The sequence below is a fragment of the Enterococcus sp. AZ119 genome (genome assembly GCF_050546175.1).
Classification (GTDB): Bacteria; Bacillota; Bacilli; order Lactobacillales; family Enterococcaceae; genus Enterococcus; species Enterococcus faecalis.
The window spans coordinates 1,633,380-1,646,897 of sequence record NZ_CP172951.1 but is presented as its reverse complement, the minus strand read 5'-3'; the positions used below and the strand labels follow the sequence as shown (position 1 = coordinate 1,646,897).

Here is a 13,518-nt window from a genome sequence, read left to right as displayed (position 1 = left end):
TTTCTCCTTAAAAGTTTAATCTAATCAAAAACACCCATTGTCTTTTACAACCGCCAAATTTAAAATAAGTAAAATAATGTCACCAACTTTCCTTGAAATTTTTTATTATACAAAGTCTAAATGAAGAAGCGCTTCTTCTTGACTAAATTCATAAGTGTAGCGACCGGATAAACCGGCAAGCTCACCTGATGCTTGAAATAGTTCACCTGGGCAGTCTAAAAGACCCTGTGTAAACGTCCCTTTTTCGCAAGCAGTAAAGGTGCCTTTTTTTCCTAAATAAGTTCCTTCGAAATGTAGGAAACCGACCACTTGAGCCACAGCTTCAAGCCCATCTGCCATTGAAGAGCCTTGATAAGTCATTAAGTATTCCACAGAAGCTGTCCCAGATAAGGCGCCTGACAATTGATAAGTAGCGCTCGCTTGATTCACTGGGAAATTTTCATTAAGATTGTCAATCGGTTGTTCTTGCCAACTAGATACAGTAAATGATGCTTGCTCCATTGCTGACCCTTCTTTCTTATTAATAAGAATAGGGTAGCGGGAAGCGCACTATTTGTCAACAATCCACCACTTTAACTCTTCATTTTTTGCACAAAAGAATGTAACGCTAAGCGGTTGATGTGATAAGCAGTTCCTTGTTTTTGAATAAAGCCGCGCTCTCGAAATTGTTTGAAAGTATAAATAAGATGGCGATAACTAACCCCTAAGTATTCGGCAATCTCAGTATGCTTTTCTTTATAAACATCTTCGTGATTAGCGGCAACCAATAGCAATTCCGCTAGCCGATAACTTAGTTCATAGGTCTGATTCGTTGTAAAGTGGTCCACCCGTTGGAGCATTTTTTTCCCTAGATAATGGCTGAGTTGCTGCATAAAAAGTACCTTGTTTTTTAAAACAGTTTCTGCGTAAGCTAAAGGTACAGCCAAACAACAGGTTTCACCTAAGGCGATAACGTCCTTGGTTATCGTTTCCGCTTGAACTAATGTTAAATCGCCAATTAAATCACCTGTCGTTAAAAACTGAACAATGGATTGGCGACCATTGCGTTCTGTTTTTAAAATTTTCGCTTTTCCTTTGATTAAATAAAAAAGATAATTTAATGGCTCTGCTTGATGATGAATGAATTCTTGATTTTCAAAATCGATAATAAAACTGTGTTTTAAATCAGTTTCATTAAAAAAAGGCGTATTTTTAGCTAATTCTTGTTTCGGTGATTGTTGGTAGGCTGTTTTAAGCATTTTTTCTCCTTATAATAGGAGATATCTCCTATTTGTTTCTTCTATTGTAGCACATAATAGACGTATCAAGAGTAGAGGAGTTTTTATAATGTGGAAGAAAAAAATTGTGCTATCGTTTCTTTTTTATTTAATTAGTGCATTGGGCATCAGTTTGACAATTCAAGCAGGCATTGGAGTTAGTAGTTTTAATGCATTTAATGTGACCTTTGCAACACTTACTCATTTAAAAGTCGGAACTGTTACCACAGCTATCAATTTCGCTTTTTTAGGCACGTGTTGGTTGTTAGATCAGCAGCGTAAAATTCAGGACTATTTGATTATTTTGGTGGCGTTAATTGGCTTTGGTTTTGTCATTAATTTTTTCTTATATCAATTATTTGGTTCGCTTGTTTTTCAAAATTATTTGGTTAAAATTGTTCTATTTATTTTAGGGACAATCATAGCAGGAATCGGGACAGGACAGGTAGTTGCGCTAGGTGTTTTGCAATTTCCCATTGAAAAATTTTGTACACTTATTTCTGGAAGAACGCGCTATAGTTTTCAGTTTTATCGTTATTTAGTTGATATTTTTTGTGTCAGTTTAGCACTAGGATTGTCCATTAGTTACCATTTGCCGATTTTTGTTCGTGAGGGAACCGTGATTAGTCTTTTCTTACTTTCTTGGGTTATTAGTTGGTCGCGAAAGCGGGGGCAACAACGTATTTTACGAATACAAATCAAGAAACTGGAATCCGAATGAAAGGATTTCAGTTTTTTTCAAATGAGCAGAACTTTTATTTGAAAAAAAGAGTGGAAAACGGTATACTAATTAAGTAATTATTCATAACATTGGTTCTCCAATCAATGTTAAATAGTTTTTTCATGAGGGAGTAACTGACAGTATTTATGCTGTGACAACATCACCAACTCCGAAAGCAATTTCTGGTGTTGTCTTAAACGGTGAGACTTATGTATGTTCGACGAAGTAGCATACACAAGTCTATTTTTTTTCATTTATTTTTGATGAAATGTAAAATAGTACTTGAAGGATGCTGCAAAAAATAGAGGAGGAAGAACATGTCAGAAGAAAAGAAAACACAATTGTCTGAAGCGTTTTACGCACAAGACGACACAGTTGTTTTGGAGAAAATGAACACAACAACTGATGGATTAAGTGCACAGGAGGCTCAAAAGCGTTTAGAAACGTACGGGGAAAATGTGCTAGATGAAGGGAAGAAAAAATCACTTGCCGTGAAATTCTTTGAGCAATTCAAAGATTTTATGATTATTGTTTTATTAGCGGCAGCGGTCATTTCAGCCGTCTTTTCCCATGATGTGGTAGACTCGATTATCATCTTAGTGGTTGTTATCTTGAACGCCATCTTTGGGGTCATCCAAGAAGCTAAAGCGGAACAAGCCATTGAAGCATTAAAAGAAATGTCTTCACCAAATGCGAATGTTCGCCGTGATGGACACGTCATTACTGTTAAAAGTGATGAATTAGTGCCAGGTGACATTGTTTTATTAGAAGCAGGGGATGTCGTTCCAGCCGATTTACGTTTATTGGAAGCGAATAGCTTAAAAATTGAAGAAGCAGCGTTAACCGGTGAATCTGTTCCAGTTGAAAAAGAAGTAACCATCTTAGAGGGAACCGATATTGGTATCGGTGACCGAATCAATATGGCTTATTCCAATAGTAATGTGACGTATGGACGTGGCCTTGGCGTTGTGGTTGGCACAGGAATGAATACAGAAGTCGGTAAAATTGCTGGCATGCTAGCAAGCGAACAAGAAACGGAAACGCCTTTAAAACAAAACTTAAACCAATTGGGTAAAATGTTAACAATTGCCATTTTAGTCATTGCAGCGGTGATGTTTGTGGTAGGAATGATGAATGGTCGTTCATGGATTGACATGTTATTAACGTCAATTTCGTTAGCTGTAGCGGCAATTCCAGAAGGATTACCAGCGATTGTCACAATTATTTTGGCTTTAGGGACTCAAAAAATGGCCAAGAAAAATGCGATTGTCCGTAAGTTACCAGCCGTTGAAACATTAGGAAGTACAGACATTATCTGTTCAGATAAAACAGGTACGTTAACCTTAAATCAAATGACCGTTGAAGCGTTGTATACAGATGGTCAAGTTTTATCTGCTTCCACAGAAATCCCTGCCGATAATATGGCTTTAAAAATCATGAACTTTACGAATGATACAAAAATCGCTCAAGATGGTTCATTAATTGGTGACCCAACAGAAACTGCCTTAGTACAATTTGGTTTAGATCATGCGTTTAACGTAACCGAAAAAGTAGCAGCTGAACCTCGTGTGGCAGAGATTCCTTTTGACTCTGATCGTAAATTAATGACTACTGTTCATGAATTAAAAACAGGTGGCTTCCTAGTTTCTGTCAAAGGTGCACCAGATGAATTATTGAAACGTTGTACGGAAATCTTATCAAATGGAGAAACAAGTCCATTAGATGAAACAAAACGTCAAGAAATTTTGAAAACAAACACCTCATTAGCGAAACAAGCCTTACGTGTTTTAGGAATGGCTTATAAATATGTTGAGACGATTCCAGCCGAAATGAGTTCTGAACTTGTGGAAAAAGATTTAACATTTGCTGGTTTAGTCGGTATGATTGACCCAGAAAGAAAAGAAGCTGCAGATGCTGTAAAAGTCGCGAAAGAAGCGGGTATTCGTCCAATTATGATTACGGGTGATCACCGTGATACAGCAGAAGCAATTGCGGCACGTTTAGGCATCATCAAAGAAGGCGACGACGATGCAGTCATTACAGGCGCTGAATTAAATGAATTGTCAGATGAAAAATTTGCACAAGTCGTGGGACACTACTCTGTCTATGCTCGTGTTTCACCAGAACACAAGGTTCGGATTGTTAAAGCGTGGCAACAAGAAGGAAAAGTGGTTGCGATGACTGGTGATGGCGTAAATGATGCCCCAGCCTTAAAAGCTGCTGACATCGGGATTGGTATGGGAATTACTGGAACAGAAGTATCAAAAGGTGCTTCAGATATGGTTCTTGCCGATGATAACTTTTCAACAATTATTGTGGCAGTAGAAGAAGGACGTAAAGTTTTCTCAAATATCCAAAAAACGATTCAATATTTACTTTCAGCTAACTTAGGGGAAGTATTAACCTTGTTTATTGCAACAATGCTCAATTGGGATACCTTGTTACCTGTTCACTTATTGTGGATTAACTTAGTAACGGATACTTTCCCAGCGATTGCGTTAGGTGTGGAACCAGCAGAACGTGATGTGATGAGCCATGAACCTCGTGGTAAAAAATCGAACTTCTTCTCTGGCGGCGTTTTAAGCAGTGTTGTTTACCAAGGGATTACGCAAGGGGCATTGACTTTGATTGTGTACAAAATGTCAATTATGTTCCCAGCACATACCGCAGCTAACACAAACTTATCGGCGCAAGCGTTGTATGATTTACAACACGGCGATGCTTTAACCATGGCCTTCGCTACTTTGGGATTAATTCAATTGTTCCATGCCTTTAATGTGAAGTCGATTTATCAATCAATTTTCAAAGTTGGCTTATTCCGCAACAAATCATTTAACTATGGGATTCTTGTTTCGTTCTTGCTATTAGCTGCAACGATTGTTATTCCAGGATTTAATGATTTATTCAGCGTCACACATTTAGATGCATATCAATGGGCAATTGTAGCAGGTACTTCTTTTGCTATCATCCCAATTGTGGAAATTGTGAAGTTCTTCCAACGTAAAGCAGGTAAAGGTGCTTAATAAATAAGAAAAGAAAATTGGCTGGTACTTAAACCAGTCAATTTTTCTTTATGTAAGGAGTGAAAGGGCTTGAAACGGAAAATTATTTTCGAAACACAACGACTTATTGTCAGAGAATGGCAGTCGGAAGATGAAGTGGAATTGAAAAAATTTTTGCAAGATGAAAATGTGATGTATGCTTATGAACACGCTTTTTCTGATGAAGAGGTCGCAAACTGGCTAAAGTGGAACTTACAGTCCTATCAAGAATACGGCTACGGCTTATGGGCGTTAGAGAAGAAACGAACAGGCGAAGTCATCGGCGAGTGTGGTCTCACCAATCAATTAGTAAAAGGTAAGAGCTATCCAGAAATTGGTTATCATTTATGTGTGAAAGAATGGCACAAAGGGTATGCGATTGAAGCTGCCGCAGCGACAAAACAGTACGCATTCGATGTATTAAATTTTCCAGAAGTTATTTCAACGATTCGTGATACGAACTTAGCCTCTATGAATGTCGCTATTCGAAACCAGATGCTTGTTAGGGATCGATACATTAAAACATACCATGGCAAAGCGATGCCTCACTATGTTTTCTCTGTTAAGAATCAAAAGAATAAAGACTGAAAAAGTGCCACTTGTCAGATGGAATAGAAAAAGTGTAAAATGGAGTGAAAGAGAAAAGGGAAAAGAGGGATGGTTATGAGACCAAATTTAGGATTTTACGTTCAAACAATTAATGATATCGTTAAAACAACAGAAGATATTGGCGAAGTCATGAATCCATATTACGAAGAAGTTCGTCAAGCGATTGATAAGAATAAAGTGAATGATTTAACAGCCGAACGAATTGCAGAAATTCAAGCAAAATTTAAAGAAGGTACTGAAAAATATGAATTAATGCTCAAAAAAGTCGGAACATTAAAACCAACGCCACAAGTACTTGGCATTCACAAAAAATTTCAACATGCTTATACAGAATATGTAGCAGGATGCAATGAAATGATTTTAGCAACAGATCCAGAAACAGGTATTGATGCAGATTTATTTAATGCTTCAGAGGAAAAGCAGGATCAAGCAACGGATGAATTAACCTTTGCCATTACGCGGATGAGCAACATTCTTTTGAAAAAATAAAAAACTAATAAAAATAACTAACGAATTTAATATTTTTTTCATGTCTTTTTTATGGACAAAAGAGAAAGTGTATTGTATTATTAATTCATACCAACAACAACCTTTTTATTTTTCATTTTACTCTTATTGAGTAAATACTCCTTTTCCATCGGCAAAACTGCCGGTGGTTTTTTTTGTTATTTTTTTTATTTAATAATAAAACAACCTTTGATTTTATTAAAATCAAAGGTTGTTTTAGCTCGTTAATTTTCAACATTTCGCACATAATCATCAAAGTATTGAATTAACTCTTTCTTGATTTGTTGATAATCTGCTTCAGAATAGTTCTTTTCTTCTAGCGTACCATTAAAAAATGGCAAATTTAGTTCTTCTTTTAAACGTTCAATCACTTCTTCTTGCTTCATAAGGACCCCTTCTCAACGAATTGTTCTCTTCTATTATAGAACATTGTAGTCATCCGTCAATTGTTCAAAGGCAATTTTCATTTCCTCTAGACGTTCATTCAATTGATTGGTTTCATCTTCTTCATTGAAAAAATGTTGTTTTAATTCAAAATAAAAATTTTCGAAGGCTTGGAAAAAAGGCTCAGACTTGTTGTTTTCAAGAGCAGGAACACTTGTGTAGAGAACACGAGCGCTATGGTAGTAAGTGAAAACCTCGTTAATATTTAATAAAATACGCGCTTCTTCTGGGCGTGGTCGACTTGTAACTAAGTCATGTAAAGATAAACTTTTTGTATGGGTTTCAGATAAATAAAATAAAAATAGTTCCAATTGCTCTTTTGTTGCAGACATGAAAACTCCTCCTCAAACAGTAGTAACATTTATTATAAATGAAAATGAAAGTGCTTGAAAAGCAATGCGCTCAGCAAAAATAATTATTTTAAGTGAAAACTATAGTTGTTGCTTTAGCATTCTTTTTAATCATGATAAACTGAGAGAAGTATAGTAGGTCCTGACAGAGGAGGAAACAAATGAAAATTGTGATTATTGGTGCATCATTCGCAGGTATTTCCGCAGCAATTGCTTCAAGGAAAAAATATCCCCAAGCAGAAATTTCTTTAATTGATAAACAAGCAACAGTGGGGTATTTATCTGGTGGCTTAAGTGCGTATTTTAATCATACCATCAATGAATTACACGAAGCACGTTACATAACGGAAGAGGAATTACGTCGTCAAAAGATTCAGTTGCTTTTAAATAGAGAAGTTGTGGCAATGGATGTTGAGAACCAATTGATTGCTTGGACACGAAAGGAAGAGCAACAGTGGTATTCTTATGATAAATTGATTTTAGCGACAGGCGCGAGCCAGTTTTCCACGCAAATTCGTGGTAGTCAAACAGAAAAACTACTCAAATATAAATTTTTATCAGGTGCTTTAGCGGCTGTTCCATTACTGGAAAATAGCCAGACAGTAGCCGTCATTGGTGCAGGACCCATTGGAATGGAAGCTATTGATTTTCTTGTGAAAATGAAGAAAACGGTCCATGTCTTTGAAAGCTTGGAAAATCTATTGCCTAAATATTTTGATAAAGAAATGGTTGCAGAAGTTCAAAAATCTTTGGAAAAACAAGCAGTAATTTTCCATTTTGAAGAAACGGTCCTAGGAATTGAAGAAACAGCAAATGGTATTGTTCTTGAAACAAGCGAGCAGGAAATTTCTTGTGACAGTGGGATTTTTGCTTTAAACTTACATCCTCAATTAGCCTATTTGGATAAAAAAATTCAACGGAATCTGGATCAGACAATCGCGGTGGATTCTTATTTACAAACTTCAGTGCCGAATGTTTTTGCCATCGGAGATTGCATTTCAGTTATGAATGAACCAGTCGCGGAAACTTTTTATGCTCCGTTAGTGAATAATGCGGTACGAACTGGCTTAGTAGTCGCCAACAATTTAGAAGAAAAAACACACCGATTCATTGGCTCTTTGCGAACAATGGGAACAAAAGTGGGGGACTATTACCTTGCTAGTACAGGTCTAACCGAAACGGAAGGTTTATTTTTTCCGCAAACACTTGCTTCCGTAATTGTTAGACAGCCAGCGCCGCCTCTACAACATGGGACAGAAATTTTAGGCAAATTAATCTATGATAAAGTGACACAACGGGTCCTTGGGGCACAGCTTTGTTCAAAAAACAATTGTTTAGAAAAAATAAATACGTTAGCATTAAGTATCCAAACAGGTCAGACACTGACAGACCTATTACAAAAAGATTATTTTTATCAACCTTCCTTAACCAATATTTATGATATTACAAATTTGATGGGTGCTTCGGCTTATTGGAGAGAGAACGATGAAAGTTGAGACGTTATTGGAAAAGAAAGCGATGCGACAATTATTAACGGTGCAACAAACCATATTAGCAGGCGGTACCTGCTCAGTCTCTGATTTAACAGCATTTTTAGCGGTCACAAAAGCCTCCTTTGAAAAAGACTTAGAGGATTTACATTATTTTTTGAAACCTTTTGGACAGGATTGTCAGCTTACTTATGATGGCCAACAGCTATCAATCACCTTATCGGATTTTTTTTCGTTGAATCATTTAATTGAAGCATTTGTAAAAGAGTCTCTTAAATTTCAACTTTTAGATTATTTATATCGTAATAAAGAGTTTTCTATTGTTCAATTAACGACTAAATTTATGATTAGTGAGTCTTCTTTATTTCGAAAGATTAAGGAACTCAATCAATTGTTAGCCGCCTTTGATTTGCAAATAAAAAATGGACAACTACAGGGAGAAGAATTGCAGATTCGTTACTTTTACTTTCAGTTGTATTGGTATATTACTCCCTATGAAATACACCAGAAAAAAACGATGTCGCCGTTAAATAAACGGATAATTGAAGGGATTGAGACTGGCTTAGGTTTTACTTTTAATGAACATAATGCGTTAAAAGTTAGCCTTTGGTTGAGTATTACGAAAAAGCGCCTAGCGGTCACTTCAAAAAAATATCAACAATTGAGAAAGAAAATGATTGATTTTAAAGAAGATCCGTTATTTAAGCAAGTTCGACAATTGTTTTTCCGTTTTTCTAGTCGCTATTCATTAGAATTAGACGAAGGAGAAAGCATGATTCATTTTGTTTTTCTAATCACAATGTCGGTCTTACCAGAATCAGCTTTTGATGAATATTCCTTAATTCGGGGACGTCGTTCCGCTGTTTCTTTAGCTGATACGTTTATCTTGGAAAATGTGGTCTTGTATTATCGGCCCCATAAATTTGAACCTACTCTTGAGAAAACCATGGCTTACTATTTTTCACAAATTCATGGAAAACTGTATTTTTTTAAAGGAGAATTGGAAGTTTTTGATCGGGCCCATATCTGGGAAAAAGAACAGCAATTATCTAGTCGGGAATTAGCTTCTTTTTCAACAACGTTATTAGAAAAAGCTTTAGCTTGTTTTGATGAAACGTATCAACCAGGAGATAGTTTGCATGAACTTTCTCTGGTCAAATATTTAAGCGTGTTGGCATTAATTGAATTTAAAATGATTGGTGAAATAAAAATTGGAATTCATTTAGCAATGGATGCTCTTTATCAAGCGGCGTTAACACAAGTATTAATGCTTAGTCTTAAAAATATGAATGGCACGCTGGTGGAGAGGTATCAGCCTGAACAAACATATGATTTAATTGTGACCAATTATCAGCAAACGAGCTATCAAGGAACACCGGAAGTCTATGTTTTGTCAGAATTAAGTTCGACCTATGATGTGCAACAATTAAAAAAGAAAATACGCACCTTGCGGGAGAAATAAACAAAAGGTTGGTGTGACGGAAATTGTCTGATCCTCGCACCAGCCTTTTTACAATTAAAAGTCGAAAATTAGGCTTTTTTAAACAAAAATGTTTCTTTTTATTGAAAAATTAGAGATAATAAAAGTATTATTGAAAGCGTTGTCTTTGTTGGTTTTAGTAGAAATCCTTTCAATTTTTTTTAAATAAAAAAAGTTTTTGACATGTTTAGTTATTCTTTTATTTGTAAGATAGGGACATAAAGAAAACGATTTCAAAAACGTTTAGGAGGAATTATCATGGCAGAAGAAAAATACATTATGGCGATTGATCAAGGAACGACTAGTTCTCGTGCAATTATTTTTGATAAAAAAGGAAACAAAATTGGTAGTTCACAAAAGGAATTTACTCAATATTTTCCTAATGCAGGCTGGGTGGAACATAATGCCAATGAAATTTGGAATTCTGTTCAATCCGTTATTGCAGGTTCTTTAATTGAGTCAGGAGTGAAACCTACAGATATTGCCGGAATTGGGATTACAAACCAACGGGAAACAACCGTTGTTTGGGACAAAGCAACTGGGTTACCCATTTATAACGCAATTGTTTGGCAATCACGCCAAACGACACCTATTGCTGATCAACTAAAAGAAGATGGCTACAGCGAAATGATTCATGAAAAAACTGGGCTAATCATTGATGCTTATTTCTCAGCAACGAAGGTTCGTTGGATCTTAGATCACGTAGAAGGTGCGCAAGAACGTGCAGAAAATGGAGAATTGATGTTTGGGACAATTGACACTTGGCTCGTTTGGAAATTAACGGGAGATACTCATGTCACTGATTATTCAAATGCAAGTCGGACGATGTTGTTTAATATCCATGATTTAGATTGGGATCAAGAAATTTTGGATCTTTTAAATATCCCACGAGTGATGTTACCGAAAGTCGTTTCGAACTCTGAAGTGTATGGACTAACAAAAAATTACCATTTTTACGGAAGTGAAGTTCCTATCGCTGGGATGGCTGGTGACCAACAAGCCGCTTTATTTGGTCAAATGGCCTTTGAACCTGGGATGGTTAAAAATACCTATGGAACAGGCTCATTTATTGTCATGAACACTGGCGAAGAACCTCAACTTTCTAAAAATAATCTGCTTACCACTATTGGCTATGGCATTAACGGCAAAGTATATTATGCCTTGGAAGGAAGTATCTTCGTGGCTGGTTCAGCGATTCAATGGTTACGAGATGGCTTAAAAATGTTGCAAACGGCTGCGGAATCTGAAGCAGTAGCCAAAGCGTCAACAGGACACAATGAAGTTTATGTGGTTCCGGCATTCACTGGTTTGGGCGCACCATATTGGGATTCACAAGCGCGTGGGGCTGTCTTTGGATTGACACGTGGTACCACGAGAGAAGATTTTGTCAAAGCGACACTTCAAGCAGTTGCGTATCAAGTTCGTGACATTATTGACACGATGAAAGAAGATACAGGCATAGACATTCCTGTCTTAAAAGTAGATGGTGGAGCAGCAAACAATGATTTCTTGATGCAATTCCAAGCAGATATTTTAAACACTGCTGTTCAAAGAGCCCATAACTTAGAAACAACGGCTTTAGGCGCAGCTTTCTTGGCGGGCTTAGCGGTTGGCTTCTGGAAAGACTTAGAAGAAATCAAAGCATTCCAAGAAGAAGGACAACAATTTGAACCAATTATGGCGGAAGAAGAACGAGAAGATTTATATGAAGGTTGGCAACAAGCAGTAGCAGCTACCCAACAATTCAAACGTAAAAATAAGTAAATGGAAAAGGGGAATTTTCTATGACTTTCTCAATAGAAACACGCCGACAATCAATCGACGCTTTAAAAACACAACACTTAGATGTCTTAATTATTGGTGGTGGCATTACTGGCGCAGGCGTTGCCCTGCAAGCCAGTGCCGCTAAAATGAAGACAGGGTTAATTGAAATGCAGGATTTCGCAGAGGGCACCTCTTCACGATCAACCAAATTAGTTCATGGTGGTATCCGCTATTTGAAAACGTTTGACGTGGAGGTGGTGGCAGATACAGTGAAAGAACGAGCCGTCGTTCAATCCATTGCGCCACACATCCCTAAAGCGGATCCCATGTTATTGCCGATTTATGATGAGCCAAATGCAACATTTAATCTATTTTCTGTCAAAATAGCAATGGATTTATATGATCAGTTAGCTGATGTAACAGGTACCAAGTACGCCAACTATCTGTTGACAAAAGACGAGGTTTTGGCACGTGAGCCACAACTAAAAAGTGAAGGTCTACAAGGTGGCGGTGTTTATTTAGATTACCGAAATAATGATGCTCGTTTAGTTATTGAAAATATTAAACAAGCAGTAGCTGACGGGGCACATGCTGTGAGTCGGGTTCAAGCGGTGGGCTTTTTATACAATGATGAAGGGAAAATTACTGGCATTCAAGCAAAGGACCTACTAACTGACGAACAGTTTGAGATTCACGCAGATGTTGTGATTAATACTACTGGTCCTTGGTCAGATAAATTAAGAGGCTTAGACAAAAATGATTCATTTACACCACAAATGCGTCCAACCAAAGGGGTTCATTTAGTTGTCGACAAAAGCCGTTTAAATGTTCCTCAACCAACGTATTTTGATACAGGTAAACAAGATGGCCGCATGGTCTTCGTTGTTCCAAGAGAAGAAAAAACATATTTTGGGACGACGGATACAGATTACCATGGAGACTTTCAAAATCCAACAGTAGAACAAAGTGATGTGGATTACCTATTGGAAGTAGTCAATAATCGTTATCCAGAGGTGCAATTAACAATTGATGATATCGAAGCCAGCTGGGCTGGCTTACGACCTTTAATTTCTGCTAACGGTGGCTCAGATTATAATGGGGGAAACAATGGCAAACTTTCAGATAAAAGTATTGATGAAGTCATTGATGTCGTTGACAGATACCAAAAAAATCAAACAGATAAACGAGAAATTGAAGAAGTCCTAAACCATCTGGAAGACAGTTTGGTGGAAAATAAAGTCAATCCTTCAGCTGTCTCTCGAGGCAGCTCATTGGAAAGATCAGCGGATGGCTTGCTCACTTTGGCTGGTGGGAAATTAACAGATTATCGTAAAATGGCAGAAGGTGCGATGAAAATGATTCAAACCATCTTAGCAGAAGAATACCAGAAAGAATTCACCTTAATTGATTCTAAAAACTATCCAGTTTCAGGCGGGAAATTGAACCCTGCAACGGTAGACGAAGAATTAGAAGCGTTGGCAAAACATGGCGTGTCTAAAGGGTTAAGTGAAAAGGATGCATTATACTTAGCTCATTTATATGGCTCCAACGTATCAACTGTTTTTGAAATGATTGATGATGCCAAAGTAATTCCTGGTTTAACCTTAACAGAAACTGTCTCTTTAAACTATGCGATGGAAGAAGAAATGGCTTTAACACCCGTCGACTTTTTATTGCGACGGACCAACCACTTATTATTTATGCGTGATCGTTTGGACCAAGTGAAAGCGGGAGTCATTGAAGAAATGGCACAGCATTATCAGTGGACAGCGGAAGAAAGAGCACGACACATTGAAACATTAGAAAAAGTAATTGAAGAATCAGATTTAAAAAATTTGAAAGTAGGGTGAAGAAAA

12 protein-coding genes are annotated in these 13,518 nt (G+C 37.0%); 8 read left to right on the top strand and 4 right to left on the bottom strand.

Translation table 11 applies throughout. The features are described 5' to 3' along the window. Positions 1–105 precede the first annotated feature (105 nt). Complete coding sequence (locus tag IGL37_RS08105; protein WP_002362038.1) at positions 106–501, bottom strand: DUF3224 domain-containing protein; 396 nt, start codon at positions 499–501, stop codon at positions 106–108. A 71-nt stretch (positions 502–572) separates the two neighbouring features. Beyond that, complete coding sequence (gene yeiL, locus IGL37_RS08100) at positions 573–1,238, bottom strand: transcriptional regulator YeiL (protein WP_002357123.1); 666 nt, start codon at positions 1,236–1,238, stop codon at positions 573–575. Positions 1,239–1,326: 88 nt separating this feature from the next. Here yeiL and IGL37_RS08095 point away from each other — a divergent pair, with 88 nt between their 5' ends. From IGL37_RS08095 to IGL37_RS08080, 4 genes are all read left to right on the top strand, one after another. After that, entirely contained in the window at positions 1,327–1,977 is a 651-nt protein-coding gene (locus IGL37_RS08095) for a YczE/YyaS/YitT family protein (protein ID WP_033917900.1), read from the top strand. A 317-nt stretch (positions 1,978–2,294) separates the two neighbouring features. Then, a complete protein-coding gene (locus IGL37_RS08090) occupies positions 2,295–5,000 on the top strand; it encodes a cation-translocating P-type ATPase (protein WP_002377094.1) in 2,706 nt (901 codons plus the stop codon). A gap of 69 nt (positions 5,001–5,069) precedes the next feature. Further along, a complete protein-coding gene (locus tag IGL37_RS08085) occupies positions 5,070–5,606 on the top strand; it encodes a GNAT family N-acetyltransferase (RefSeq protein WP_010819461.1) in 537 nt (178 codons plus the stop codon). A 69-nt stretch (positions 5,607–5,675) separates the two neighbouring features. Next, the gene (locus IGL37_RS08080) at positions 5,676–6,116 is read left to right on the top strand and encodes a hypothetical protein (protein ID WP_002385841.1); all 441 of its coding nucleotides are present in this window, start codon (positions 5,676–5,678) and stop codon (positions 6,114–6,116) included. Positions 6,117–6,358: 242 nt separating this feature from the next. On the opposite strand, the gene IGL37_RS08075 is transcribed toward IGL37_RS08080, so the two are convergent. Beyond that, positions 6,359–6,520 (bottom strand): hypothetical protein, encoded by a 162-nt coding sequence (locus tag IGL37_RS08075; protein WP_002357133.1) that lies wholly within the window; start codon positions 6,518–6,520, stop codon positions 6,359–6,361. A gap of 33 nt (positions 6,521–6,553) precedes the next feature. Then, positions 6,554–6,910 carry a hypothetical protein gene (locus IGL37_RS08070; RefSeq protein WP_002357135.1) on the bottom strand — a complete coding sequence of 119 codons (357 nt, stop codon included), beginning with the start codon at positions 6,908–6,910 and terminating at the stop codon, positions 6,554–6,556. A gap of 179 nt (positions 6,911–7,089) precedes the next feature. Here IGL37_RS08070 and IGL37_RS08065 point away from each other — a divergent pair, with 179 nt between their 5' ends. The 4 genes from IGL37_RS08065 (at position 7,090) to glpO (ending at position 13,512) form a co-directional block, all read left to right on the top strand. After that, complete coding sequence (locus IGL37_RS08065; RefSeq protein ID WP_010819460.1) at positions 7,090–8,424, top strand: FAD-dependent oxidoreductase; 1,335 nt, start codon at positions 7,090–7,092, stop codon at positions 8,422–8,424. Continuing rightward, positions 8,414–9,880, top strand: a complete 1,467-nt coding sequence (locus tag IGL37_RS08060) for a helix-turn-helix domain-containing protein (protein WP_002397428.1) — start codon at positions 8,414–8,416, stop codon at positions 9,878–9,880. Before IGL37_RS08065 ends, IGL37_RS08060 begins: the two co-directional genes overlap by 11 nt. Positions 9,881–10,156: 276 nt before the next feature. Then, on the top strand, positions 10,157–11,662 hold the full coding sequence (gene glpK / locus IGL37_RS08055; RefSeq protein ID WP_002357138.1) for a glycerol kinase GlpK: 1,506 nt from the start codon (positions 10,157–10,159) through the stop codon (positions 11,660–11,662). 20 nt (positions 11,663–11,682) lie between these two features. Further along, positions 11,683–13,512 carry a type 1 glycerol-3-phosphate oxidase gene (gene glpO, locus IGL37_RS08050; protein WP_033917901.1) on the top strand — a complete coding sequence of 610 codons (1,830 nt, stop codon included), beginning with the start codon at positions 11,683–11,685 and terminating at the stop codon, positions 13,510–13,512. Positions 13,513–13,518: the final 6 nt, after the last annotated feature.